Origin of the sequence: Neorhizobium vignae, assembly GCF_000732195.1 — a bacterium.
Lineage (GTDB): Bacteria > Pseudomonadota > Alphaproteobacteria > Rhizobiales > Rhizobiaceae > Neorhizobium > Neorhizobium vignae.
In genome coordinates this window covers 139,526-163,440 of sequence record NZ_JNNU01000009.1, presented here as the reverse complement: position 1 = coordinate 163,440, position 23,915 = coordinate 139,526, and the positions used below count along the sequence as shown (strand labels likewise).

24 protein-coding genes are annotated in these 23,915 nt (G+C 62.3%); 10 read left to right on the top strand and 14 right to left on the bottom strand.

Annotation, left to right across the window (positions count from 1 at the left end):
• Window positions 1-97 precede the first annotated feature (97 nt).
• Window positions 98-421: an SGNH/GDSL hydrolase family protein gene (locus GQ59_RS32815; RefSeq protein WP_174459621.1), complete on the bottom strand. Its 324-nt coding sequence runs from the start codon at window positions 419-421 to the stop codon at window positions 98-100.
• A 107-nt stretch (window positions 422-528) separates the two neighbouring features.
• On the opposite strand from GQ59_RS32815, the gene GQ59_RS17210 reads away from it, so the two are divergent.
• From GQ59_RS17210 to msrA, 8 genes are all read left to right on the top strand, one after another.
• A complete protein-coding gene (locus GQ59_RS17210; RefSeq protein WP_037083471.1) occupies window positions 529-1,560 on the top strand; it encodes a LacI family DNA-binding transcriptional regulator in 1,032 nt (343 codons plus the stop codon).
• 14 nt (window positions 1,561-1,574) lie between these two features.
• The gene (locus GQ59_RS17205) at window positions 1,575-3,176 is read left to right on the top strand and encodes an FAD-dependent oxidoreductase (RefSeq protein ID WP_037083638.1); all 1,602 of its coding nucleotides are present in this window, start codon (window positions 1,575-1,577) and stop codon (window positions 3,174-3,176) included.
• A gap of 51 nt (window positions 3,177-3,227) precedes the next feature.
• Complete coding sequence (locus GQ59_RS17200) at window positions 3,228-4,502, top strand: ABC transporter substrate-binding protein (RefSeq protein ID WP_037083469.1); 1,275 nt, start codon at window positions 3,228-3,230, stop codon at window positions 4,500-4,502.
• A gap of 11 nt (window positions 4,503-4,513) precedes the next feature.
• Window positions 4,514-5,446 carry a carbohydrate ABC transporter permease gene (locus GQ59_RS17195; protein WP_037083468.1) on the top strand — a complete coding sequence of 311 codons (933 nt, stop codon included), beginning with the start codon at window positions 4,514-4,516 and terminating at the stop codon, window positions 5,444-5,446.
• Window positions 5,436-6,278: a carbohydrate ABC transporter permease gene (locus tag GQ59_RS17190; protein ID WP_037083467.1), complete on the top strand. Its 843-nt coding sequence runs from the start codon at window positions 5,436-5,438 to the stop codon at window positions 6,276-6,278. Before GQ59_RS17195 ends, GQ59_RS17190 begins: the two co-directional genes overlap by 11 nt.
• A gap of 33 nt (window positions 6,279-6,311) precedes the next feature.
• Entirely contained in the window at window positions 6,312-7,364 is a 1,053-nt protein-coding gene (locus GQ59_RS17185; RefSeq protein ID WP_037083466.1) for an ABC transporter ATP-binding protein, read from the top strand.
• An 8-nt stretch (window positions 7,365-7,372) separates the two neighbouring features.
• Entirely contained in the window at window positions 7,373-8,065 is a 693-nt protein-coding gene (locus GQ59_RS17180; RefSeq protein WP_037083464.1) for a hypothetical protein, read from the top strand.
• A 74-nt stretch (window positions 8,066-8,139) separates the two neighbouring features.
• Window positions 8,140-8,664: a peptide-methionine (S)-S-oxide reductase MsrA gene (msrA, locus tag GQ59_RS17175; RefSeq protein WP_037083637.1), complete on the top strand. Its 525-nt coding sequence runs from the start codon at window positions 8,140-8,142 to the stop codon at window positions 8,662-8,664.
• Window positions 8,665-8,722: 58 nt separating this feature from the next.
• Here msrA and GQ59_RS17170 read toward each other — a convergent pair whose 3' ends face one another.
• From GQ59_RS17170 to GQ59_RS17135, 8 genes are all read right to left on the bottom strand, one after another.
• Window positions 8,723-10,156: an aldehyde dehydrogenase family protein gene (locus GQ59_RS17170; RefSeq protein WP_037083458.1), complete on the bottom strand. Its 1,434-nt coding sequence runs from the start codon at window positions 10,154-10,156 to the stop codon at window positions 8,723-8,725.
• Between the two features lie 68 nt (window positions 10,157-10,224).
• Window positions 10,225-11,505: a TRAP transporter large permease gene (locus GQ59_RS17165; protein ID WP_037083456.1), complete on the bottom strand. Its 1,281-nt coding sequence runs from the start codon at window positions 11,503-11,505 to the stop codon at window positions 10,225-10,227.
• Entirely contained in the window at window positions 11,505-12,026 is a 522-nt protein-coding gene (locus GQ59_RS17160; RefSeq protein ID WP_037083455.1) for a TRAP transporter small permease, read from the bottom strand. The genes GQ59_RS17165 and GQ59_RS17160 overlap by 1 nt, the downstream gene beginning before the upstream one ends.
• An 84-nt stretch (window positions 12,027-12,110) precedes the next feature.
• Window positions 12,111-13,082 carry a TRAP transporter substrate-binding protein gene (locus GQ59_RS17155; protein WP_037083453.1) on the bottom strand — a complete coding sequence of 324 codons (972 nt, stop codon included), beginning with the start codon at window positions 13,080-13,082 and terminating at the stop codon, window positions 12,111-12,113.
• A gap of 82 nt (window positions 13,083-13,164) precedes the next feature.
• Window positions 13,165-14,031, bottom strand: a complete 867-nt coding sequence (locus tag GQ59_RS17150) for an amidohydrolase family protein (protein ID WP_037083450.1) — start codon at window positions 14,029-14,031, stop codon at window positions 13,165-13,167.
• A complete protein-coding gene (locus GQ59_RS17145) occupies window positions 14,031-15,167 on the bottom strand; it encodes a mandelate racemase/muconate lactonizing enzyme family protein (protein ID WP_037083447.1) in 1,137 nt (378 codons plus the stop codon). The genes GQ59_RS17150 and GQ59_RS17145 overlap by 1 nt, the downstream gene beginning before the upstream one ends.
• Window positions 15,168-15,170: 3 nt before the next feature.
• Complete coding sequence (gene kdgD / locus GQ59_RS17140; protein ID WP_037083636.1) at window positions 15,171-16,076, bottom strand: 5-dehydro-4-deoxyglucarate dehydratase; 906 nt, start codon at window positions 16,074-16,076, stop codon at window positions 15,171-15,173.
• 75 nt (window positions 16,077-16,151) lie between these two features.
• Window positions 16,152-16,904, bottom strand: a complete 753-nt coding sequence (locus GQ59_RS17135; RefSeq protein WP_037083444.1) for a FadR/GntR family transcriptional regulator — start codon at window positions 16,902-16,904, stop codon at window positions 16,152-16,154.
• Window positions 16,905-17,125: 221 nt separating this feature from the next.
• Here GQ59_RS17135 and GQ59_RS17130 point away from each other — a divergent pair, with 221 nt between their 5' ends.
• Both GQ59_RS17130 and GQ59_RS17125 read left to right on the top strand, forming a co-directional pair.
• Entirely contained in the window at window positions 17,126-17,920 is a 795-nt protein-coding gene (locus tag GQ59_RS17130; protein ID WP_037083633.1) for an NAD-dependent epimerase/dehydratase family protein, read from the top strand.
• 102 nt (window positions 17,921-18,022) lie between these two features.
• Complete coding sequence (locus tag GQ59_RS17125; RefSeq protein ID WP_037083441.1) at window positions 18,023-19,000, top strand: S1C family serine protease; 978 nt, start codon at window positions 18,023-18,025, stop codon at window positions 18,998-19,000.
• A 35-nt stretch (window positions 19,001-19,035) separates the two neighbouring features.
• Here the strand turns inward: GQ59_RS17125 and GQ59_RS17120 are convergent, their stop codons facing one another.
• The 5 genes from GQ59_RS17120 to GQ59_RS17100 all read right to left on the bottom strand — a co-directional run bounded on the left by GQ59_RS17120 (window position 19,036) and on the right by GQ59_RS17100 (window position 23,823).
• Window positions 19,036-19,776, bottom strand: a complete 741-nt coding sequence (locus GQ59_RS17120; protein WP_037083439.1) for a tyrosine-protein phosphatase — start codon at window positions 19,774-19,776, stop codon at window positions 19,036-19,038.
• Between the two features lies 1 nt (window position 19,777).
• On the bottom strand, window positions 19,778-20,641 hold the full coding sequence (locus GQ59_RS17115; RefSeq protein WP_037083437.1) for a carbohydrate ABC transporter permease: 864 nt from the start codon (window positions 20,639-20,641) through the stop codon (window positions 19,778-19,780).
• Window positions 20,631-21,581, bottom strand: a complete 951-nt coding sequence (locus GQ59_RS17110; RefSeq protein WP_037083434.1) for a carbohydrate ABC transporter permease — start codon at window positions 21,579-21,581, stop codon at window positions 20,631-20,633. Before GQ59_RS17110 ends, GQ59_RS17115 begins: the two co-directional genes overlap by 11 nt.
• A gap of 81 nt (window positions 21,582-21,662) precedes the next feature.
• The gene (locus GQ59_RS17105; RefSeq protein WP_037083431.1) at window positions 21,663-22,958 is read right to left on the bottom strand and encodes an ABC transporter substrate-binding protein; all 1,296 of its coding nucleotides are present in this window, start codon (window positions 22,956-22,958) and stop codon (window positions 21,663-21,665) included.
• A 22-nt stretch (window positions 22,959-22,980) separates the two neighbouring features.
• Entirely contained in the window at window positions 22,981-23,823 is an 843-nt protein-coding gene (locus tag GQ59_RS17100) for a metallophosphoesterase (RefSeq protein ID WP_037083428.1), read from the bottom strand.
• Window positions 23,824-23,915: the final 92 nt, after the last annotated feature.

Below are 23,915 nucleotides of genomic sequence, written 5' to 3'. Positions count from 1 at the left end.
ATCCGGAACATAGGGCGGGCTGCCGATCGCGATCCGTGGCCCGTGGCGTTCAGCGCCTTTAGGATACGGCTATAATCCCGCACGAAGCCTGGGACGTTCATGGTTTCGGGGGCCGCGGTGTAGCGGGCGTCATTGTAGCATAAAGGATCAGGATCGCGTCCTCGTGCGGCCGCTCAAGAAGTGATTCAACAAATCTCCCGACTCCATTGTTCGGCCTCGGCTTTCCTTCGGCGAGCCTTGAGCCCTGCAACACCGTTCCCGGGATGGCGTGATTGCGGATTGGAAAGCCATCGACCGCACCGGCAAACAGCGCCGGCCATGCGAGTTCGGAGTGGGAGGCATTGAACCCGGCGGTGATGCTGTCGCCGAATACGCAGGTGCCGGAAATCTCCAGCGATTTCAGATGCTCCGCAAATGTCACCAACTCCTCTTCATTTTCCCGCTTGACATCAGCCCGCTCAATCTTGTTAATACGTATTAACTGCTAATGCGTATTAGCAGTTAATTGGGGGGCAGGGAGGATGTTGCGTGGCTGCGCCTAAGCGTTTGACCCAGCACGATATTGCGAAATTGGCCGGCGTCAGTCAGGCGACCGTTTCGCTTGTGCTGAACGGTGCGCCGACAGCTCTGGCGCGTATTCCGCAGGAGACCCGGGAGCGCGTCCAGCAGGTCATCCGCACTACCGGCTATGTTGCCGATCCGATCGCGCGCCGGATGGCGAAGGGGCTCAATCGCATTCTCGGCGTGTTCACCTACGAACCGGCGTTTCCAAGCGCCCAGGCGGACTTCTTCACGCCCTTCCTGCTGGGCATCGAGGAAGAGGCGCAGATCCAGAACTACGACCTTCTACTTTTGACTGGGGCTGGCGTTGGGCAGGATCGCAAGATCTTTGCCGACGGCAATCGCCTGAGGATCGCCGATGGGTGCCTCGTCCTTGGCCGCGAATTCGACCGCACCGAGCTGACGCGGCTGGTATCCGGCGATTATCCGTTCGTGGCAATCGGCCGACGCGAGGATGCCGGCGGGCCGGTTCCCTATGTCGGCGGCGACTATGCGAACGGCACACGGGCGTTGGTCGAGAAGGCAGGCGCGCTCGGACATTCGAGGCTTGCTTATATCGGCCCGCCGGGACCGGCGGAATCGACTGCCGATCGGTGGTCGGGCTTCGACCGCGCTCTCGGCAACGGTCTCGAACTTGTCCTGCATATCGAAACGGTGGGATGCGCGGCAGACGAGATACTGGACGCTCTTTTAGGCAGCGGTGCGACTGTCGCCTTCTTCGTCGAACTCGCCGATGCGGTGCGCGTCGAGGCCGCCGCCCGCGCGCGCGGCCTGTCCATTCCCGGCGATTTTTCCGCCGTTGTACTCGGCAGCCATATCCGCGCCGAACGCAGCCACATGCAGTTCACCGCTTTCGACATCCCCCGCGAGGAGATGGGCCGGCAGGCGACTGCCATGCTGGTGCGTCGCATCGAGAGCGGCGATGCCGGTGGCCAAATTCTTCTGACCTGTGAACCGGTTGAGGGGGAAACCCTTGGACCCGCAAAAAAACGGACATGATGAGCGTGACAGAGATGCATACGGATATTCTGGTGGTAGGCGGTGGTCTTGGCGGCGTTGCGGCAGCACTCGGCGCATGCCGGGCGGGCCGCAGCGTGATCATGACCGAGGAGTTCGACTGGATCGGCGGCCAGCTGACCAGCCAGGCGGTACCTTCCGACGAACATACCTGGGTCGAGCAGTTCGGAATCACCCGTTCCTACCGGAAGCTACGGGAAGGTGTCCGCCAATATTACCGCGATCATTATCCGCTGACCGAGGGCGCGCGCGCCTGGGGCGATCTCAATCCTGGTGCCGGCTGGGTCAGCCGCATCTGCGCCGAACCGCGCGTCAGCCTTGCCGTCATGGAAGCGATGCTTGCGCCCTATCGCGGCGCCGGCAAGCTGAAGGTGCTGCAGCCATACCGTCCTGTGGTAGCCGACGTCGAAGGTGATACGGTACGCTCCGTCACCGTTCGTCACCGCGACACCGGCCGCGAGATCACCATTTCTGCCGCCTACATCCTCGATGCCACCGAACTCGGTGAACTGCTGCCGATGACCGGTACGGAGTATGTGAAGGGCTTCGAGGCCCAGTCCGACACCGGCGAGCCGAGTGCGCCGTCTGAAGCGCAGCCGGACAATGTCCAGGCCGTGTCGATCTGCTTTGCGATCGATCACGTCGATGGCGACCAGACGATCGACAAGCCGGAGAACTACGACTACTGGCGCACCTACCAGCCGCATTTCTGGGGTGGCCCTTTGCTCGGCTTCACCGCGCCGCATCCCCGCACGCTGGATTTCACCACCCGCTCGTTCACGCCCAATCCGAATGACGATCCGCTCGCCGTCGATGCCGACCAGCGCAAGGGCGGCGGCGACGAGAACCTGTGGATCTTCCGCCGCATCGCGGCGCGCAACAACTTCGTGCCCGGCGCTTACGCTTCCGACATCTGCCTCGTGAACTGGCCGATGATCGATTACATGGAAGGCACGATCATCGACCTTTCCGAAGAGGAGAAGGCAAAGCAGCTGAAAGCCGCCGCCGACCTCTCCTACTCGCTGTTCTACTGGCTGCAGACCGAAGCGCCGCGCGTGGACGGCGGCCAGGGTTTCCCGGGTCTTCGCCTGCGCGGCGACATCACAGGCACCGAGCATGGGCTTGCCATGGCCCCCTATATCCGCGAGAGCCGTCGCATCAAGCCGGTCACCCGCATCGTCGAGCAGGACCTGTCCTATTCGGTGCGCGGGGAGAAGGGCGCGGTCAACTACCGCGACAGCATCGGCATCGGCATGTACCGGATCGACCTGCATCCCTCGACCGGTGGCGACAACTATATCGACGTGCCGTCCTGCCCGTTCGAGATCCCGCTCGGCGCGCTTCTGCCTCAGCGGGTGAAGAATCTCATCCCGGCCGGCAAGAACATCGGTACCACCCACATCACCAATGGCTGCTACCGGCTGCACCCGGTCGAGTGGAACGTCGGCGAAGTTGCCGGCATGCTTGCGGCGCATTGCCTCGACAAAAATCTCACGCCCCGTCAGGTCCAGGAAAACGACGAGAAGCTCCAGAATTTTCAGAGAGAGCTCAGCCGTGAAGGCATCGAAATGCGCTGGCCGGATATCGCCGCCTACTAGGGACGGCCGGCGGCCTGTCTATCAGAACCAACCTTTGGAGGAGGAACGGGAATGAACTATCATCGGACTTTGAAATCTGCGGTCGCGGCATTGGCCGTGGCCGTGCCGCTCTGCTGGAGCGGCATCGCCAATGCGCAGGACGCCGTCAACCTGCGCATGACCATCTGGAGCGCCAACGAGGCGCATCTGAAGCTCTTTAACGAGATCGCCGCCGGCTTCAAGAAGGACCATCCGAATGTCACAGTGACCTACGAGTCGCTGCCGTTCGAAACCTATACCACGGCGCTGACGACCCAGATCGCCGGCGGCAATGCGCCCGACATGGCCTGGATCTTCGAAACCGCGGCCTATGACTTCGTCAATTCCGGCGCGCTTTATCCGCTGACGGATACGCTCAAGGCCACCAAGGGCTATAACGCGGAAGAGCTAAGCGCGACGGCCGCCGAGCGCTGGACCAAGGACGGCAAGCTGTTTGCCTATCCGTTCTCGACCTCGCCCTTTGCGATGTTCGTCAACAACGATCTCATCAAAGCCTCCGGCGCCAAGACGCCGGCGGAAATGATCGCAGCCAACCAGTGGACGTGGGACAATGCCATCGCCACCGCATCCGCCGTCGGCAAGGTTCCGGGCAAGGGCGGCCTGATCGTTCGCGACTTCAATTACCAGACCTGGCAGAACCTCGCTTCCATCTGGAACGGCTGGGGCGCCTCGCCGTGGAGCGCCGATGGCAAGACCTGCACGATGACCGAAAAGCCGATGGTCGATGCGCTGACCTTTATCCATCAGGCGGCCTTCAAGAACAAGGCGATGCCGGGTCCCGGCGAAAGTGTCGACTTCTTCGCGGGCAATGCGGCGATGACCATCACCCAGATCAGTCGCGCCTCGCTGCTGCCGAAGGACAAGCCTTTCGCCTGGGATCTCGTGCCGCTGCCCAAGGGTCCGGCCGGCAACTATGCGCTGATCGGCCAGGCCGGCGTCGGTGTCATGCAGGCAGGCAAAAACGCCAAGACCGCCGCCGAATTCGTCGCCTATATGACGAACCCGGAAAACTCGGCCAAGCTCAGCCAGTTCTTCCCGTCGGCCCGCAAGTCGCTGCTGAATGCGGAAGTCCTGAAGAAGACCAATCCGCTGTTGAGCCAGGAGCAGATCGACAAGGTCGTGATCTCCGGCATTGCCACCGGCAAGGTCATTCCGGGCCATACGGGCTTTGCGCAGATCCAGCAGGCGGTTCGCTCCGGCCTCGATGCCGTCTGGCGCCGGGATGCGAATATCCCGGCAGCCCTCCAGCAGATCTGCGGCCAGATCGGCCCGCTTCTGAAGCGCTAAGGGAATAGTCGATGGCTGTCGTGCAGCAAACCGCCCGTCCGGAAGCCCGTTCTTCATCGTCGTTCTGGACGATCGCGCGGCGCGACAGCCTCGCCGGCTTTCTCTTCATCGCCCCGCAACTGATCGGGATCACCCTTTTCGTGCTGATCCCGCTCTGCCTCGTCTTCTGGTATTCGCTGCACGAGTGGAACGTGCTCGCCAATACCTTCACCTATACCGGCGTCGCGAACTACGAGATGCTGCTCGAAGACACGAGCCTGCCTTCGGTGCTCGGGGCGACGGCGATCTTTTCTGCCGGGCTGGTGATCTTCAACCTGAGCCTGGCGCTGCTGCTTGCGGTGCTGCTCAACCAGAAGCTCGCCGGCATCACCATTTTTCGCACAATGTTCTTCTCGCCGGTCGTCGTGTCGCTGGTCGCCTGGACGATCGTCTGGGGTTTCCTGTTGCAGAAGAACGGCGGCATCAACGGCGTGCTGCTCGTCTTCGGCATCGAGGGGCCGAACTGGCTGCGTGAACCGGTGACGGCAATGATCTCGGTGATCGTGGTGCAGGTGTTCAAGAATGTCGGCCTCAACATGATCCTGTTCCTGGCCGCCCTCCAGGGCGTGCCGAACGAACTCTACGAGGCCGCCCGCATCGACGGTGCGCCGCGCTTCAAGCAGTTCCGCCGCATCACCCTGCCGCTGATCAGCCCGACCATCCTGCTGACCTCGATCATCACCATCGTCGGGTCGCTGCAGGTGTTCGCGCAGATCGCGGTGCTGACCCAAGGCGGGCCGGGTCTAACGACCACAGTGCTCGTCTATTACCTCTACCAGCAGGCCTTCCAGTTCCACTTCTTCGGCTACGGCTCGACGCTGTCGATCGTGCTGTTCGCGATCGTCGCCGTACTCACCTTCGCTCAGTGGCAGATGCGCAAGAGGATCGTCTTCTATGAAAGCTGAGCTCTCCCCGCGCAGACAAGTCTTTCTCTACGGCCTGCTCTGCGTTCTCCTCATCCCCTTCGTCTTCCCTACCTGGTGGATGGTGACGTCGTCGGTCAAGCCGATCAGCGACATCTTCGCCTTTCCGCCGCAGCTCGTGCCGGCGCGTTATGACTGGACGACCTATTCCAAGGTCTTCGAGCTGCAGCCCTTCGTGAAGCAGTACTGGAATTCGGCCTATATCGCCGCGCTGGTGACAATCGGCACGATGGTCGTCTCCTCCATGGCTGGCTATGCCTTTGCGCGCATCAGGTTTCCGTTTGCCAATACGATCTTCATGGTCGTGCTGCTGGGGCTGCTGATCCCGTCGGAAGTGACGATCGTGCCGCTGTTCCAGATGTTCCTGAAGGCCGGCATGGTCAACACCCACTGGCCACTGATCCTGGTGCCGATCTTCGGCGCACCGAGCGTGTTCGCGACATTCGTGATGCGGCAGTTCTTCATCGCGCTGCCCGTCGAACTTGAAGAGGCCGCGCGGGTCGATGGCCTCGGCCGTTTCAAAATCTTTCGCAAGATCGCCCTGCCGCTTGCAAGGCCGGCGCTCGCGTCTGTGGCGATCTTCACCTTCCTGCATTCCTGGAACCTCTATCTCGAGCCGATCGTGTTCCTGTCGAGTGCGGACAAATTCACGCTGCCGCAGGCGCTCACCCAATATACCGATGCCTATGGCGGGCCGATGTGGAACATCCAGCTCGCCGCCGCGACGCTGACGGCGCTGCCCGTTCTCATCGTCTTCATCATCGCGCAGAAGCAATTCGTCGAAGGGCTCGCGCATACCGGCCTCAAGGGTTGAAATACCAGGGCTGAAGAAACGGAAATCTGATTGATGGCTGAAGTTACCCTTTCCAATGTCCGCAAGAGCTATGGCGCCGTCGACATCATCCACGGCATCGACCTTGGTATCACCGACGGCGAGTTCGTCGTGCTGGTCGGCCCGTCCGGCTGCGGCAAGTCCACGCTGCTCAGAATGGTCGCCGGGCTGGAGACGATTACCGGCGGCGATGTGAAGATCGGCGGGCGGGTGGTCAACGATCTCGATCCGAAGGACCGCGATATAGCCATGGTCTTCCAGAACTATGCGCTTTATCCGCATATGACCGTTGCGACCAACATGGGCTTCTCGCTGGAACACCGCGGCGGCAGCAAGGCGGAGATCGCCGAACGGGTCAAATGGGCCGCCGACATTCTTGGCCTCGCGCCGCTGCTCGACCGCTATCCCCGCCAGCTGTCCGGCGGCCAGCGCCAGCGCGTCGCGATGGGCAGGGCGATCGTCCGCGATCCGAAGGTCTTCCTCTTCGATGAGCCGCTTTCCAATCTCGACGCGAAACTGCGCGTCGTCATGCGCGGCGAGATCAAGAGCCTGCACCAGAGGCTGAAGACGACCACCATCTACGTCACCCACGACCAGGTCGAGGCGATGACCATGGCCGACAAGATCGTCGTGCTGAACGGCGGCCGGGTCGAGCAGATCGGCGCACCGCTCGACCTCTACGACCGGCCGGCCAATCAATTCGTCGCCGGCTTCATCGGTTCGCCGTCGATGAATTTCCTGAACGGGACGATTACGCCCGAAGGTTTCTCCGCACCCGGAATCCTGCTGCCGCTGCCCGAGGCAGAGCATGGGCACAAGGACCGAAAGGCGGTCTACGGCATTCGGCCCGAACATTTCTTCCTCGACGAAAACGGCGTGCCGGCGGAAATCATTCTTGTCGAGCCGATGGGGTCGGAAACCCAGGTGACGATGAAGCTCGGCGAAACGCTTGCCACCGGCGTGTTTCGCGAGCGAGTTTCGCTGTCGCCGGGAGCGACGATCCGCGTGCGACCTGATCTCGGCAATATCCATCTCTTCGCCGCCGACGGCGGCCAGCGTTTGAACTGAGGCCCGTGATGCCGAATTATCCCGAAACCAAGCTCACCAAGGCCCTGCGCGGCGACGAATTCCCGGTCATAGTTTCGCTTGCCCGGCACGACCTCGATCTTGCCAAGGCGGCGATCGGGGCAGGGGCATTTGCTATCAAGGTGCACCTCAATGCCTATCACCGCGCCACCGGCACCACATTCGGCAGTTTTGCCGAGGAACGACCGTTCTTCGAGAAGCTTGCTCCTCTCGGGGTGCCGCTGCTGGTGATGGCCGGTCAGGAGACGGTGCCGACGCCGGAAGAACTCGATGCCTTGGCGGAGTTGGGTTTTGAAGGTTTCAACGTCTATTTCGATCACCTGCAGCCGCATCTGCTGCAGTCGAAGCTCCGTCCGATCCCGGCGCTCGGCGAGGAAAGCACGGACGAGGATTTGAAGGCCATAGTCGCCATTCCCGGCGCGATGATGGAGGCGTCCGTCGCGTCGTTTGCCGATTACGGCAGGCCGCTCAACGAGGCCGACCTTGGCCGCTACAGGGAAATCACCTCGAAGGCCGGTATTCCGGTCATCGCGCCGAGCCAGAAGCGCTTCGTGGCCGATGATATGCCAAAGCTGAAGGCGGCCGGCATCGCGGCGCCGCTGCTTGGCGTCATCGTCACCGGTACGACGCCGAAGAGCCTGGAAGAGGCGGTCCGTCCGATCGTCGAGGCAGCAGTCGGCTGAGTGGTGGAGATGGATTGAATTTCTTCGGTCGGATCGCCATTTTAGGTGCAAATCCAAAACCGAAGGAGGAAAGCATGACGACGTCTACCGAACGGGCCGTATTGGCCGGTGGTTGTTTCTGGGGCATGCAGGACCTGATCCGGCGTCTGCCCGGCGTGGTTTCGACCCGCGTCGGCTATAGTGGCGGCGACGTGCCGAACGCGACCTACCGCAATCACGGCACCCATGCCGAGGCGATCGAGATCATTTTCGATCCGGCCAAGACCAGCTATCGCGATATCCTGGAGTTTTTCTTCCAGATCCATGATCCGTCGACGAAGAACCGCCAGGGCAACGATATCGGCATGAGCTATCGCTCGGCCATCTACTACGAGAACGACGAACAGAGACGCGTCGCCGAAGACACGATCGCCGATGTGAATGCTTCAGGTCTGTGGCCGGGCAAGGTGGTGACGGAAGTGGAGCCGGTCGGTGATTTCTGGCAGGCCGAACCGGAGCATCAGGACTACCTGGAGCGCTATCCGAACGGTTATACCTGCCATTTCCCGCGGCCGAACTGGAAGCTGCCGAAGCGCGCCAGCGTCGCTGCTGCCGAATAAGTATCTCGATTTCTGCATATAAGGCGCTGCCATTTCGAAATGGCAGCGCCTTTTTTGTTTAGGCCAGCGTGTACGCGGTCTTCACCACAGTGAAGAATTCAGCGGCATACTTGCCCTGTTCGCGCGGGCCGAAGGACGAGGCCTTGCGGCCGCCGAACGGCACGTGGAAATCGACGCCGGCGGTCGGCAGGTTGACCATCACCATGCCGGCCTCGGAGTTGCGCTTGAAATGCGTCGCATGCTTGAGGCTGGTGGTGGCGATGCCCGCCGACAGGCCGAACGGCGTATCGTTGGCGACGGCAATCGCTTCCTCGTAGTTCTTCACCCGGATGACCGATGCGACCGGTCCGAAGATTTCCTCGCGCGAAATGCGCATCTGGTTGGTCGCTTCGGTGAACAGCGTCGGCTGCAGATAGAAGCCGGGCGTGTCGCGCTTGATGAGCTCGCCGCCGAAGGCGAGTTTGGCGCCTTCGTTTTTGCCGATCTCGATATAGTCGGTATCCTGCTTCAGCTGCTTGTCGTCGACGACCGGGCCGATATGGCTGCCGGCCTTCATGGCGTTGTCGACGTTGAGCGTCTTCAGCTTCTCGGTGAGTGCCGCGACGAACTTGTCGTGGATGCCTTCGGTCACGATCAGGCGGGACGAAGCGGTGCAACGCTGGCCGGTCGAGAAGAAGCCGGAATTGGCAGCGGCTTCGACGGCGACGTTGAGGTCCGCGTCGTCGAGGACGACCATCGGGTTCTTGCCGCCCATTTCCAGCTGGAACTTGCGGTTATGCTCGATCGAGGCGAGCGCGACGCGCTTGCCGGTACCGGTGGAGCCGGTGAACGTGATTCCGGCGAGATCCGGGCTGTCGAGCATGGCCTGGCCGACGACCGAGCCGCGGCCCATGACGAGGTTCAGGACGCCCTTCGGCAGGCCGGCGCGGTGGAGGATGTCGACGATCGCCCAGCCACAGCCAGGTACGAGATCGGCAGGCTTGAAGACGACCGTATTGCCGTAGCAGAGCGCCGGCGCGATCTTCCACGCCGGGATGGCGATCGGGAAATTCCACGGTGTGATGATGCCGATGACGCCGAGCGGTTCGCGGGTGATCTCGACGCCGATATTCGGGCGGGCGGAGGGCACCAGTTCGCCGGTCAGGCGCAGCGCTTCGCCGGCGAAGAAATCGAAGATCTGGGCGGCGCGGGTGACTTCGCCGATCGCTTCGGGAAGGATCTTGCCTTCCTCGCGTGCGAGGAGCGCGCCGAGTTCTTCCTTGCGGGCGAGGATTTCGTCGGAAGCTTTCCGAAGAATTGCGTGACGCTCCAGGATGCCGGAGCGCGACCAGGCCGGGAAGGCGGCCTTGGCGGCGGCGATTGCCTGCTTGGCATCCTCGGCGCTGCCCTGGGCATACATGCCCACGACATCATTCGTGTCGGACGGGTTTATGTTCTTGGAAGCGTCTGAGCCGACCCATTCGCCGGCGATCAGGTTCTGGTAGATGGTCATGGACCTCTCCTTTCATGTGAAAGGCCCCGCCATGGGGCGGGACCGTCAGATAGAGCTTGTTCAGTCGCTTACCTGAAAATGCTTGGCAGCCAGAGCGACAGGGCAGGGATGTAAGTCACGAGCAGCAATACTGCGATGCTGGCTCCGAAGAAAGGCCAGATCGTGCGCATCGCTTCACGTATCGTGATGCCGCCAACCGCGCAACTGACGAAGAGCACGGTTCCGACCGGCGGCGTGTTGAGGCCGATGCCGGCATTGAGGATCATGATGACGCCGAAATGGACCGGATCGATGCCGAAGGCCTTGACGACCGGGAGCAGGATCGGCGTCGAGATGATGACCATCGGTGCCATGTCCATGAACGTGCCGAGGACCAGCAGGATGACGTTGATCATCAGGAGCACGATAATCGGATTGTCCGAAACCGCGCTGATCGCCGCGATGATCAGCGTCTGGACCTGCAGGAATGCCATCAGCCAGCCGAACGCGGCTGCGGTCCCGATGACCAGCAGTACCATCGCGGTGGTGCGCACTGCGCCCATGACGGCCTCGACAAAGCCGTCCCAGTTCAGTTCGCGATAAACGAGCATCGCGACAAGGAAGGCGTAGATGACCGCAATGCAGGAGCTTTCCGTTGCCGTGAACACGCCGGAGCGGACGCCGCCGAAGATGATGGCGATCAGCAGAATGCCCGGCAGCGAGGCCAGCAGGTAATAACCGACACGGGCGAAGCCCGGGAAGGGATCGGCCGGATAACCGCGCTTGACGGCAACCCACCAGGCCGTGACCATCAGCGCGCCGGCGAGCAGCAGCCCGGGAACGATGCCGGCGGTGAAGAGGTCGGCGACGGAGACGTTGCCGCCTGCTGCGATCGAATAGAGGATCATGTTGTGCGAGGGCGGGATCATCAGCGCAATGATGGCGGCGTTGGCCGTCACGTTGACCGCATAGTCCCTGTCATAACCGCGCGCAGCCATCTGCGGGATCATCAAGCCGCCAACGGCCGACGCGTCCGCCACGGCCGAACCGGAAATCCCGCCGAACAGCGTCGAGGCGACGACGTTGACCTGGCCGAGACCGCCGCGCATGTGGCCGACGAGGCCTGCCGCGAAGCGGATCAGCCTCTGGGCAATGCCGCCGCGCACCATCAGGTCACCGGCGAAGATGAAGAACGGGATCGCCATCATGGCGAAGACGTTCATGCCGGAATTCAGTTGCTGGAAGACGACGATCGGCGGCAGGCCTATGTAGAGGACCGTCGCGAAGGATGCGATGCCGAGGCAGAACGCGATCGGCATGCCGATGAGCATGAGGAATGTGAACGAACCGAAAAGAATGGCGTAGGCCATTACGCAGCCTCCTGCACGAGGACGTCGGCAGCAACTTCCTCGCCGATGGCGACGTCGACGAAGCGCTCCAGAGCGAAAAGGGAGATCATCGCGCCGCCGACGATCATTGGGAAGAAATCGGTGCCGCCCGGCCAGCCGAGAACGGGAATGGTGGCCGACCAGGTCCCCATGGCCAGCAGCGTCGAATAATAGGCCATGCCGATGCCGAAGAACACGATCAGGCCCAGGCTCAGGAGGTCCATGGCCTTCTGGATTGCCGGCGGCATGACGTAGCGAACGATATCGAGTCCGAGATGCACGCTCTCGCGCACGCCGACGGCGGCTCCGAGCATGATGAACCAGGACATCAGATAGAGTGACAGCGGCTCGGACCAGCTCGGCGAGTCGTTGAGGACATAACGCCCGAACACCTGCCAGCCGACGATGAGGGTCATGGCGATCATGCCGATGCCGGAGATATAAAGTGATATGCGGCTAAGCCCGCCCAGATAGGGCTTTATGGCCAGCATGAAATTTCTCATGATCCTGTCCTCTTCGCGGCAGCAGGGCTGCCGGATATGCAAGAAAAAACCGGCCCTCTTGGCGAGGGCCGGTCTCCGGTCGGCTTACTTGACGGCCTGGATCTGTTCCAGCAGGGCCTTCTGCTTCGGGTCGGTGACGAACTTGTCATAGACCGGCTTCATGACGGCCGAGAACTCGTCCTTGTTGACCTTGATGACGTTGGCGCCACCGGCACGAACCTTGGCTTCCGAGGACTTTTCGCGGGCGGTCCAGAGTTCGCGCATCTTGACGACGGAATCCTTGGCGGCCTGGCGGAAGATCTTCTGGTCTTCCGGGGTCAGCTTGTCCCAGGAAATCTTGGACATGACCAGGATTTCCGGGTTCAGCGAATGTTCGGTCAGCGTATAGTTCTTGGCGATCTCGTAGTGGCGGGCCGATTCATAGGAAGGCCAGTTGTTTTCGGCGCCGTCGACCACGCCGGTTTCGAGCGAGGAATAGACTTCGCCCATCGGCATCGGCGTCGGGTTGGCGCCGAAGGCCTGCATCATGGCGATCCAGAGGTCGGACTGCTGGACGCGGATCTTCATGCCCTTCAGGTCGGCAAGCTTGGTGATCGGCTTCTTGGTCGTATAGAAGGAGCGCGCGCCGGAATCATAATAGGCAAGGCCGATCAGGCCATGCGGTTCGAAGGCCTTCAGGATTTCGTCGCCGATCGGGCCGTCGACGACCTTGTGCATGTGCTCGGTCGAGCGGAACAGGAAGGGCAGGCCGAGAACGGTGGTCTGCGGCACGAGGTTGTTGAACGGCGCAGCATTGACGCGGTTCATATCGATGACGCCGAAACGGGTCTGCTCGATCGTGTCCTTTTCACCGCCCAGTACCGAGTTGTTCATCACCTGGATCTTGATGCGGCCGTTGGTGCGCTGGGAGACCAGTTCGCCCATGTATTTAACAGCGTCGACGGTCGGATAGCCGTCCGGATGGATGTCGGCGGAACGCAGGGTAACCTGTGCATTGGCGGCCGTCGCGCCGAGCGCGAGGCCGAAGGCAAGGCCGAGCAGTTTCGTGAGTTTCATGTTGTCCTCCTCTGGGTGAGCGCCGGAGCCTCCACGCCCCGGTCGTTGAATCTATCAGTCTTCCTCAGGCCCCCCTTGCCGTCTATCGGGCGGGCAGGCCGTAAAGTTCTTCGGGGTTTTTCACGAGTGCGAGTTCGCGTGCCGCATCGTCCGGGAACCAGCCGAGCACCGTATCTGTCAGCGCCGCGTCATCCGGATAATCGGCCTGTTCGCGGGCGAGGTTATGCGGCCAGTTGGTGCCCCAGACGATGCGTTCCGGTGCATATCTGGCGATTTCCCGGGCGACCGCGGCGACATCGGCATAGTCCGGGCCGCCGGCCTTTGAGGATTCGTAGACGCCGGCGAACTTGAACCAGCATTTGCCGCCGTCGATGAGGCGCTTGACGGCGTCGACCTGCGGGCTGTCGGGCGTGACGCCGGCGAAGAACTTGCCGTGGTGATCGAAGACCCAGCGGGACTTCAGGTTCTTCAGACGCTCTTCGTGGTCGAGAATGTTACTGCCGTCGAACTGGACGGCGACCATCCAGTTGCGGGACGCAGCCTTGGCGTCGACGGCTTCGAGTTCCGACAGGCTCACCGCGCCGCCCGGCAGGTCCATGATGCGGGCGCCGACATTGCCGGCCGCTGCGAGGCTATCCAGTTCGGCTTCCGACGTGGTGCTGTCGATGACGCAGACGCCGCGGGCGATCGAACCGAATTCCGCAAGGCAGGCGTTGAGATTGGAATTGTCGCGCTGCTGGGCATTGCCCTGGGTGACGATGACCCGATCGATGCCGATCCAGCGCATGAACTCGAGATACTGGGCGGGCGTCGGCAAATAACCAGCCGGCAACCCGGGACCGCCGGGGAGCGATGGAAAGCCCGGCAGATAAGCATGCATCTGAGTGTCGATCGCGCCCTTGGGCAGTCTGGTCTTGGGGGGCGTGCCGGAAAGGGTGCGGACGAGCATCAGATATCTCCCATGCGGAATTCTTTGAGCGCATCGCGGTTGATTTCGATCCCAAGGCCTGGGCCGTTCGGGATCTGCACCACGCCGCGCTCGTGTTCGATCGGGGTTTTGATCACCGCCTGACGGAACGGATTGTGGGTACGGTCGAATTCGAGGATCGGTTCGATCGGATTGACCCGAACCGGGCTCGGGATCATCGCCGCCATGAACTGCAATGCGGCGGCGATATGGACAGCGGTGCCCCAGACATGCGGCACGACGCGGATGCCATGCAGCGAGGCGAGATCGGCGACGCGCTTGGCTTCGGTAAAGCCGCCGACGCCGGCAAGGTCGGGCTGCAGGATATCGACGGCACGGGTTTCCACCGGCTCGCGCATGCCCCAGCGGCTGTGCCAGGTCTCGCCGCCGGCAACCGGGATCGGCTGACGGGCACGCACTTCGCGATAGGCCGCGAGCTGTTCCGGCACGACGGGTTCCTCGAACCAGTCGATGGTAAGTTCCGCAGCGGCCTGGCCGAACCTGATCGCCTCGATGGCGTCATAACCATGGTTGGCATCGACCATCAGCCGCATGTCGGGACCGACGGCGTCGCGCACGGCGCGGATGACGCGCAGATCTTCCTCGACGCCGAAGCCGATCTTGATCTTGCTGGCGTGAAAACCTTCATCCCAATAGCGGGCGACATCCGTCGCATTGTCCTCGACGCGATCGACGCCGTCGCGCTTGAAGCTGCCGGTCGCATAGGCCTTGATGCTCTCGCGGAACCGCCCGCCGAGCAGGATAGAGACCGGCACGCCGAAATGCTTGCCCTTGATGTCCCAAAGCGCGATGTCGATGCCAGAAAGCGCCGTGACGGCGAGGCCGCGCTGGCCCTGGTCACGCAGCGCATTATAGAGCCGCGCCCAGATCTTTTCGGTTTCGAGCGGGTTTTCGCCGATCAGCCAGTTCGCATAGGTTGCGACCACGGCGGCATTCGGCCGGGCAGGGCCGAGGCATTCGCCCCAACCGATCGTGCCGTCATCGCACTCGATCTCGACGAGCACATGGGCGCGGCGATCGAAGCGCATCGAGGCGCTTTCGAAGGCGACGTCGAGCCTGTGTTCGAGGAGATGGGTGCGGACGGAGACGATCTTCATGGATCAGCGCTTCCAGGGGCCGATGAGCTTCAGGAGCATCTCTTCTTCTTCCGCCGTCAGGTCGTCCAGCGGCGGGCGCACCTTGCCGGCATCGAAGCCCTGCAGGCGCACGCCGGCCTTGATGGCCGAGACGGCATAACCCTTGCGGCGATTGCGGATCGCCATGAAGGGATAGAAGAAGTCCTTGAGGATCTCCTCGCAGCGGGCGCGGTTGCCGGCGCGCAGCGCCTTGTAGAAATCGACGGCAAGACCCGGCACAAAGTTGAAGACCGCCGAGGAATAGGTGGTGAAGCCGGCGCCGAGATAGGCTTCGGCGAAGAGTTCGGCGGTTGGCATGCCGCCGAGATACATCAGCCGGTCACCCATCGTGGCGGTGATCTGTCGGACAAGCCCGATATCGCCGCTGCCGTCCTTGAAACCGATCAGGTTCGGGCATTCGTCGCAGAGGCGCTTCAGGGTGTCGACGGCCAGAATCGAGTTGTCGCGGTTATAGACCATGACGCCGATGCCCACCGACTGGCAGATGCGCTTCACATGCTGGTAGAGGCCTTCCTGCGGCGCATCGATCATGTAATGCGGCAGCAGCAGGATGCCGTCGGCGCCGGCCCTTTCGACCGCGCGGGCCATTTCGACGCCGACATGGGTGCCGAAACCGCAGCCGGAAACAATCGCGGTCTTGCCAGCGGCTTCCTTGGCTGCCGACACGATGGCGGGAACTTCATTGGGGGACAGCGAGAAGAATTCGCCCGTGCCGCCGGCGGCAAACAGAACCGGCGCATCGTAGCCCGACAGCCATTCCACATGGCGGCGATAGCTTTCCGGCTGGAACTGGCCTTCCTTGTCGAAATGGGTGACGGGAAAGGACAGGAGGCCGGCACCAAGTGCGACCTTGATTTCTTCAGGCGTCATCATGCGGATTTCCTCTGTAAGCGTCTCCTCCAGACAGAAATTGTCGTACAGGTTGCTCCGACTTGTGTCAACAAGTCATCTTACAGATTCACGGAGCTCCCGGAGCAGGGTGCGATAACGCAGCTGCGAACCCCGCAGATGACGGCGCATGGCATCGCGGGCGCGATCTTCGTCACCGTCGGAAATCGCCACGACGATGGCGTTGTGCTCTTCGTCGAGAAGCTTGATGTAGGTTGCCTGGTCGGCCTCCGAATCGTCTGGGCGCAGGGCTGCGCGCGGGATCAGGCTGCGACCGATCATCGTCAGGAACTCGCGGAAGCGGGGATTGTTGGTCGCCTCGGCGATGGCCAGATGCAGGGCAAAGTCCGCCTCGCTGGTCGGTTTTGCCGCTTCGAGACAGGCCCGGACCGCATAATGACGATCGAGGATGACCTCTTCCTGCGCCGGCGAGCGGCGAAGCGCGGCAAGCCCCGCGGCCTCGACTTCGACGGCGGTTCTGAGCTCCAGGAGCTCGATCATCGAGGATACGCGGGCGAGATCGATATTCGAGAGGGACAGCATGACCGGCTGAGCGGCGATCGAGGGTTCCAGCACGAAGACGCCGGCGCCCTGGCGGGCCTCCACCAGCCGGTCGGCGCGCAGCGATGCGATCGCCTCTCGCACGACAGTGCGGCTGACGCCATGCGCCTCGGTCAGCTGAGCCTCACTTGGCAGGCGCGAACCCGGCGGAAACTGGCCTGCCGCAATCGCCTGCCGCAGCGTTTCTCCGAGGCGGGAAACGAGCGTCCTCGATCCCCTGCCGGTATCGAGTCTGGTTTCAACGCTCATTTCATTCCTCCCTGCTCGGCGCCGCATCACACTATGGCGTCAACTCGCATGTCAAGCTGAGCGGCCGTGTCAAACCGGCCCCGACTTGTTGACCGAGCTTTCTCAACATGTATGATAAGTATCGACGCTTGTCACGAACAAGTTGGCCTACAAACCGGCCGATGAACTGGCCAATGAACTGGATTGCCGCGGTCGACGGGCCGCTTTCGGAGGATGATTTCTTGAAAAGACTTTTGATCACCGGTGCCGGCGGCGGCCTCGGACGCGCCATGCGCTCGCGACTTGCCGGTTTTGCCGAGACGCTTCGCCTCTCCGACATCGTCGATATCGGCGCGCCCGGGCCGAACGAGGAGGTCGTCACCTGCGACCTCGGAGACTCTGATGCGGTCATGAAACTGGTCGAGGGCTGCGACGGTATCCTGCATCTCGGCGGCATCTCGGTGGAGGACAAGTTCTCGAAAATCCTCAACGCCAACCTGCTCGGCCTCTACAATCTCTACGAAGCGGCGCGCGCCCACGGTCAGCCGCGTATCCTGTTCGCCAGTTCCAACCATGTCGTCGGCTTCTATCGCCAGGACGAGCATATCGACGTCAAGGCCCCGATGAAGCCGGATGGTCTCTACGGCGTTTCGAAATGTTTCGGCGAGGCGCTGGCGCGCATGTATTTCGAAAAATTCGGCCAGGAGACGGCGCTGGTCAGGATCGGCAGCTGCTTCGAAAAACCGATCAACCACCGCATGCTGTCCGGCTGGATGTCCTATGACGATTTCGCGTCCCTGATCGACTGCGTCTTCCGCGCGCCGATGCTTGGCTGCCCAATCATCTGGGGCATTTCCGATAATGACAGCAAGTGGTGGGACAATTCCCACGCCTCCTATCTCGGCTGGAAACCGAAGGACAATGCCGAGCGCTTCCGCGCCGAGCTGGATGCCAAGGGGCGTCCGGAACCGACGTCGCCGGCTGCCATCTATCAGGGCGGCATGTTCACTCAGGACCCGATCTTTTCGGAGGACTGAGCCGGCGATTGCCGGGTTCTTGTTTCCGGCTTTCGAACCCACCACATCAGCTCCTACTAAAACCTTCTCCTCTCTCAGAAGGTGTTTTCCGGAGTTCTTGTCATGGGATTTATCGATATTAATCCTCCCGTCCCCGAGGATGGCGTCCTTCGCGACGCCTATTCGGAGACGGTTGCCGGCGCGGTCGACCGCGTCGGTCCTGCCGTCAGCCGCATCGAGCGGCTCGGCGGCGTTGCCGGCCAAGGGGGCCATGGGTCGGGCTTTGCGATTTCGCCCGATGGCCTGATCATCACCAACCACCACGTCGTTTCCGACGCCAAGACGGTGCGCATCCGCAGCGCCAATGGCGCGGTCGGGCAGGGCGCTGTTCTCGGTCGCGATGCCGATACCGATATTGCGCTGGTGCGCGCCGACATGGACGTTCAGGCCTGGGCACGGCTCGGCGATTCCCAGAAATTGCGGCGCGGCCATATCGCGATTGCAATCGGCAATCCGCTCGGCTTCGACTGGTCGGTGACCTCAGGCGTCGTGTCTGCGCTCGGCCGCTCGATGCGCTCGTCCACGGGACGGCTGATCGACGACGTGGTGCAGACCGACGCCGCCCTCAATCCGGGCAATTCCGGCGGGCCGCTGGTCTCGGCCTCCGGCGAGGTGGTCGGCGTCAACACCGCGGTCATCCGCGGCGCGCAGGGCATTGCCTTTGCGGTCGCTTCCAACACCGCCAATTTCGTCGTCTCGGAGATCCTGCGTTTCGGCCATGTGCGGCGCGCCTTCATTGGCATCGTCGTCGACACGACCGCGCTGCCGCGCCGTGTGGCGGTGAAGGCCGGGATGACGCAAGAGACGACGGTGCGCATCCGCCGCATCGATGCGGGCAGCCCGGCTGACAAAGCGGGTTTGAAGGAAGGCGATTTCATCCTGGCGATCGACGGCCAGCCGGTCGGCGGCGCCGACGATCTGATCCGTCTCCTGGACGGGACCCGGATCGGCAAGGATACGCCGATCTCCGTCTACGATCTCGACTCGCGGATCGTCGATCACGTACTCGTTCCCGCCGCGCGGCCGCATAACGGCGCATGACGGCCCGGTGAGGCTGTCAGCCGAGGCGCCTTGCCTCAGGACAAACGGCTTCTCAACCGCTCCATCGCCGGTTCGTCGAAACCGAGATAGACGAGATAGTCCCGTACGCTGCCGTAATTCTTGCCGATATGGTCCAGCGCCTGGCGCATGCTGCGTGGTTCGGAGGCCAGAACGATATCGACGAGAGCTGCGGGCGTGCCACGGCCGAGGGCGCGATCCCTTAGCCCCGCGATCAGCGGACCGGAAATCGTCGCCGTCAGGGCGTAATCCTCGATAATGGTCGTCTCATCGACACCGGCATTGGCGAGCAGCAGGGCCGAGATCACGCCGGTGCGGTCCTTGCCGGCGCTGCAATGGAAGAGCACGGCTCCTTCAGGCGCGTCGGCGATGGTCTTCAGGACTTCGGCGATGGCCGGCTGGCAGTCGTCGATCGCCTGGCAGTAACGGTCGCCCATGTCGAAGCTCACCGCAGCATTTGCCATCATCTCCACCGGCGCCAGTGCCGAAAACAGCGGCGTGTTGTGGTAGCGCACTTCGGCATGGCCCACGAACGGATTGGCTTCGGCGGCGATTTCGTGGGCATTGCGCAGGTCGATGACGGTTGTCAGTCCGTTGTCCAGCAAGGTGTCGATATCGGCCCCGCTCAGGCGGTGCAATGCGTCGCCGCGCAGGATCGAGCGCCAGCGGGTCAGGCCGCCGTTGGCAGTCCTGTAACCGCCGAGGTCGCGGACATTGTGGGCGCCTTCCAGCGCGATCAGGCGTTCGTAGTTCAGCATATCAGCGGATTCCGGATTTCATGAAGGATTCGATGACGTGGCGCTGCAGGACCAGGTAGATGATCAGGATCGGCAGGCTGGCGAGTGCGGACGCCGCCATCAGCGGGCCCCAGAGATTGCCCTCCTGGGTCATGAACATCTGCAGGCCGATCTGGACGACCGAGTTTTCCGGCTTGCGTGACAGAAGCAGCGGCCAAAAATATTCGTTCCAGGCGGAGATGAAGGCAATGATCGACAGCGAGGCGATCGGTGCGCCCATGTTCGGCACGACGATCTGCCAGAGGATCTTCCAGCTTCTCGCGCCGTCGATGCGCGCCGCTTCGAGGATCTCGGTCGGGAAGGAGCGCATCGCGTTGTAGAGCAGCAGAATGGCAAAGGCATGCGCCGCATTCGGCACGATGAGACCGGTCAGCGTATCCAGAAGACCGAGCCGCGAGGCGAGCACGTAGTTGGGGATCATCGTAACCTGGAAAGGCACCAGCCAGGAAAGCGCGATGAGCCCGTGGATGACGCCGGAAAGGCGCATGCGCCAGCGGACCAGCGCATAGGCCGCAAACAGGCCGGTCACGACCTGCAGGAGCGCCGTCGCGGCGGATACGATCGTGGTGTTGATCAGCATCCCGATCATCGGAATGCGGGTCAGCACGAAGACATAGTTTTCGAGCGAGGGGTTGGACGGCCAGAGCGAGGTGGAGAAGATCTCGTTCTCCGGCCGAAGCGAGGTGACGATCATCCAGTAGATCGGAAAGATCGACAGGAAAGACAGGAGGATCATGACAGCATGCACAGCCAACCGGCGGGCATGGCCAGCCTTCGGCCCGGCGGTGGCAAGCGAGGCAAGATCAGGCGAAACGTCAATTGTCATAGACCGCGAACCTTTTCGTGAGCCACATGCAGGCCGCTGCAACCACCGCAAAACCGGCAAAGGCGATCATGCCGGCCGCCGAACTCCAGCCGGCCGACATGGTCTGGAAACCGTATTCCCAAAGCAGGTAGAAAATGTTGGTTGTCGATTTCAGGGGGCCGCCATTGGTGAGCACGTTGATATAGGCGAAGCTCCATTGCGCCCCGAACAGGATGGTCATCATCGACAGAAGCAGGATGGTCGGCGACAGCAGCGGCAGTCTTATATCGCGGATGATGCCCCAGCGGCTGGCGCCGTCGATGCGTGCTGCCTCGATATAGGAGGCGTTGATGCCGGCATTGGCGGCGGAAAACAGCAGGGTGGAAAAGCCGATCAGCTTCCAGCCGGTGATCCAGGTCAGGGTCGCAAGCGCATAGTTCGGGTCGGTCAGAAAACCGATGCGGCCGAGACCGATCGTCTCCAGGCCAAGTGTGATCAGCCCCTGGTCCTCGTTGAGCAGCCAGCGCCAGAGAATGGCCGCGACGACGGGGGCGACGATCATCGGCACGAAGATCAGCGCGCGATAGATCGTCCGCGCGCGGCCCTCGAGATCCTGGGTCCAGATCGCCACGAAGAGCGGAATGATCACCGACATCGGGAAGAGGCCGAGAATGTAGAAAAGCGTGTTCCAGAGGGCGGCGCGCATTTCGGGCAAGGCGAACAGGCGCTGGTAGTTGGTGAGGCCCACGTAGCGCTGCGGGGAGGTCGGCAGCATGTTCCACTGGTAGAACGAGAGCTGGAAGGCCTCGACCAACGGCACATAGGTCCACATCATGAGGAGACACAGCGCCGGGGCCAGATAGAGCCAGGGCTGCACGGTGAATGGGCCGCGCTGGCGGCCAGCCGCGGGCGCCCGGGCAACGGCGAGCGGTCTTGCGAGATCGGCCTGGATGTCGGTCATGAAATTTCCCCGAAAGGTCCCCGACGGGACAACGATGCCGGACGGGAAAGCGAGACCCGCCCGGCATCTCCTCGTGATTGGTTACGGCATCAGATCCTGGCCCTGATCCTGGGCGGCTTTCAGCGTTGCGACCGGATCGCCCTTGCCGAAGACGGCTTCGCGCACCGAGTCCATCATCATCTTCTCGACCTGGCGGTAGTTCGGGCCGGGGAAGGCGACGTTGGCCGTGAGACGGTTCAGCTGTTCCAGGTTGGCGCGGAACATCGGATTTTCCTTGACCCACGGGCCGAGATAGTTCGGGTCGTCCACGATATCGAGACGCAGCGGCAGGTAGCCGATCTTGCTGGTGATGACCGTATAGGCTTCCTTGCTCGTCAGGTACTTGAGAAGCTCGTAGGCTGCACGCTGCTTGGCGGGATCCTTGCTGAAAACGAAGAGGGCGCTGCCGGAATTGGTCGGGGCGGTCGGCTTTTCGCCGAAGGACGGCATCGGGGCGATGCGCAGGTCGAACTTGCCCTGGGAGGCCTTCTTGTAGGCGCCGAGTGTCGCGGTCGTATAGACGAACATTCCGAGATTGCCGGCTGCGAAGGTGTCCGAGCCGCTGGCCGGATCGATCCTGGCATGGGCGCCGCTATCGACCATGTCGCGCAGCATCTTGACGGCCTCGGCGGCATTCTTGTCCGCGTAAGTGAGCTTGTTGCCGTCGCGCACCCTGCCGCCGTTCGACATGACGATCGCCTGGTAGACGAAAGTGCCGTCGCTCGGGCCGTAAGCACCCGGGAAGAAGCCGTTCTTGCCGGTCTTTTCCTTGATCGCCTTGCCGGCGATGTTGACGTCGGCCCAGGTCTTCGGCGGATTGTTCGGGTCCAGACCCGCCTGCTTGAAGAGGTCGCCGTTGTAATAAAGGACAGGCGTCGAGAAAGTGTAGGCGAGACCATAGGTCTTGCCGTCTACCTTGCCGAGTTCGAGACCTTTGGGGATCATGCCGGCGAGATGGTCCTTCAGTTCAGCCGGTTTCACCATGTCCTCGAGCGCATTGCCCCCGAGATCGGATGCGATGAAGATCAGGTCGCGGAAGGTCAGCTGGGCGACGTCCGGCTGCTTGCCGGCGACGATATCGGCCTGGACGCGGTTGATGATCTCGTTCGACGGCACGGCGATCGTCTCGACCTTCACGTTCGGGAATTTCTTCTCGAAGCCGGCGATCAGTTCCTTGGTGGCCTCGGAGCCGATGCCGGCAGAGGCGAGGTTGTAGTTGTAGAAGCTGATCGTGACCGGCTTGTCGACCGTGGCGGGCATTTCGGCGAAAGCGCCGAAGGGAAACATCGAGGCGGCGGTGAGCGTCGCCAGAAGCTTGAGCGTGGTTCTGCGCAGCATTTTGCGTGTCTCCGGGTGAGGGTTATTCAGCGGCGACCGGCATTGCCCGGGCCATCAGAAGTTCGAGCGGATAGGTGTTGAGCTCGGCGCGATCGGACGGCAGCGGCACGAAGGCCATGGTGAGGCCGGACGGGCGGATCGTGCCGATGCCGAAGGAGGCGCCGCGCACCATGCGCAGGATGTCGGTGCGCAGGATGTCGGTGGCGGCATGCTGGCCGGTGCCGACGACGACCGGAATGCCATGCCAGACGGAGACGCGGTCGTGATGGATATGGCCGCTCAGGATGCCGATGATGTTGCGGCCCTTCAGCAGTTCGCGAAAACGTTCCGACTGCGGGAAATGGATCGTCCGCCAGTGGGTGGCATCGGCTTCCTCGCCGAGTGCCGGCGGGTGGTGGACGACGATCAGCTTCGGCAGGTCGGGATGGCTGTCGAGGGTCGAGGCGAGCCAGTCGAACTGTTCCGGATCGATCGTGCCGCCGATCAGGCCGGGCGTCGTCGAGTCGATGGTGATGATGTGGATGCCGTCGATGATCGTGTCGTGGTCGTAGGGCGCATCCGGATCATGAGCCTCGATGCCCATGCCCTCGTAGAAGCCGGGGCGGGTGTCGTGATTACCGAGCGCGTAGACGACAGGAACATCGATCCTGGCGTCGATGATCTCCTTCAGCCGGCGAAAACTTTCCGCATCGCCGCGATTGGTGAGGTCGCCGCTGGCGACGACGAATTGCGGCCTCGGCGTCACGGTCGCGACGAGATCGAGCACCTGATGCAGCGTCTCGGTCGTGTCGCTGTGCAGATGGCTGTCGTCGGCGGTGCCGATGTGCAGGTCGGTCAGATGGATGAATGTGGTTTCGCGTCGCACCGGATGCCTCCATGGATGACGGTTTCGTCAGGAGGACCGTTAGAAGGGGTTTGTTTCGAGGGAGTGACGGATTTCGAATGCCGTTCGAAACC

Coding starts and splice junctions, on each gene's coding strand:
- msrA (WP_037083637.1), top strand. CDS start 8,140: ATGACGACGTCTACCGAACGGGCCGTATTGGCCGGTGGTTGTTTCTGG.
- GQ59_RS17150 (WP_037083450.1), bottom strand. CDS start 14,031: ATGCTCGTCCGCACCCTTTCCGGCACGCCCCCCAAGACCAGACTGCCC.
- GQ59_RS17135 (WP_037083444.1), bottom strand. CDS start 16,904: ATGAGCGTTGAAACCAGACTCGATACCGGCAGGGGATCGAGGACGCTC.
- GQ59_RS17205 (WP_037083638.1), top strand. CDS start 1,575: ATGCATACGGATATTCTGGTGGTAGGCGGTGGTCTTGGCGGCGTTGCG.
- kdgD (WP_037083636.1), bottom strand. CDS start 16,076: ATGACGCCTGAAGAAATCAAGGTCGCACTTGGTGCCGGCCTCCTGTCC.
- GQ59_RS17185 (WP_037083466.1), top strand. CDS start 6,312: ATGGCTGAAGTTACCCTTTCCAATGTCCGCAAGAGCTATGGCGCCGTC.
- GQ59_RS17120 (WP_037083439.1), bottom strand. CDS start 19,776: ATGCTGAACTACGAACGCCTGATCGCGCTGGAAGGCGCCCACAATGTC.
- GQ59_RS17165 (WP_037083456.1), bottom strand. CDS start 11,505: ATGGCCTACGCCATTCTTTTCGGTTCGTTCACATTCCTCATGCTCATC.
- GQ59_RS17105 (WP_037083431.1), bottom strand. CDS start 22,958: ATGCTGCGCAGAACCACGCTCAAGCTTCTGGCGACGCTCACCGCCGCC.
- GQ59_RS17115 (WP_037083437.1), bottom strand. CDS start 20,641: ATGACAATTGACGTTTCGCCTGATCTTGCCTCGCTTGCCACCGCCGGG.
- GQ59_RS17125 (WP_037083441.1), top strand. CDS start 18,023: ATGGGATTTATCGATATTAATCCTCCCGTCCCCGAGGATGGCGTCCTT.
- GQ59_RS17160 (WP_037083455.1), bottom strand. CDS start 12,026: ATGAGAAATTTCATGCTGGCCATAAAGCCCTATCTGGGCGGGCTTAGC.
- GQ59_RS17110 (WP_037083434.1), bottom strand. CDS start 21,581: ATGACCGACATCCAGGCCGATCTCGCAAGACCGCTCGCCGTTGCCCGG.
- GQ59_RS17145 (WP_037083447.1), bottom strand. CDS start 15,167: ATGAAGATCGTCTCCGTCCGCACCCATCTCCTCGAACACAGGCTCGAC.
- GQ59_RS17195 (WP_037083468.1), top strand. CDS start 4,514: ATGGCTGTCGTGCAGCAAACCGCCCGTCCGGAAGCCCGTTCTTCATCG.
- GQ59_RS17170 (WP_037083458.1), bottom strand. CDS start 10,156: ATGACCATCTACCAGAACCTGATCGCCGGCGAATGGGTCGGCTCAGAC.
- GQ59_RS17200 (WP_037083469.1), top strand. CDS start 3,228: ATGAACTATCATCGGACTTTGAAATCTGCGGTCGCGGCATTGGCCGTG.
- GQ59_RS17190 (WP_037083467.1), top strand. CDS start 5,436: ATGAAAGCTGAGCTCTCCCCGCGCAGACAAGTCTTTCTCTACGGCCTG.
- GQ59_RS17180 (WP_037083464.1), top strand. CDS start 7,373: ATGCCGAATTATCCCGAAACCAAGCTCACCAAGGCCCTGCGCGGCGAC.
- GQ59_RS17155 (WP_037083453.1), bottom strand. CDS start 13,082: ATGAAACTCACGAAACTGCTCGGCCTTGCCTTCGGCCTCGCGCTCGGC.